Below are 251 nucleotides of genomic sequence, written 5' to 3'. Positions count from 1 at the left end.
GCGTCGGGGGTCGCCACCACCACCACGTCGTCGAGGCCGACCACCGTGGTCAGCCCCTCGCCCTCGCTGTGCACCAGGCTGTTGCGCGTGCCCAGGAGCTCGACCCGGCCGCGCACCGCGTTGCCGGCGGCGTCCTGCGGCAGCACCTGCCAGACCGCGTCCCAGGTGCCGACGTCCGACCACGGGAACGACACCGGCAGCACGCCGGCGCGCGTCGTGCGCTCCATCACCGCGTAGTCGATCGAGATCTT

The 251-nt window shown here is 73.3% G+C and carries 1 pseudogene; it reads right to left on the bottom strand.

The window, feature by feature from the left end:
* Positions 1 to 251 (bottom strand): annotated as a pseudogene (cpsB, locus tag MKK55_RS25175) (mannose-1-phosphate guanylyltransferase/mannose-6-phosphate isomerase); the annotation flags it as partial.

Origin of the sequence: Methylobacterium sp. J-059, assembly GCF_022829485.1 — a bacterium.
Lineage (GTDB): Bacteria > Pseudomonadota > Alphaproteobacteria > Rhizobiales > Beijerinckiaceae > Methylobacterium.
The sequence above is the reverse complement of the archived record's forward strand: the minus strand, read 5'-3'. Positions and strand labels throughout refer to the sequence as shown.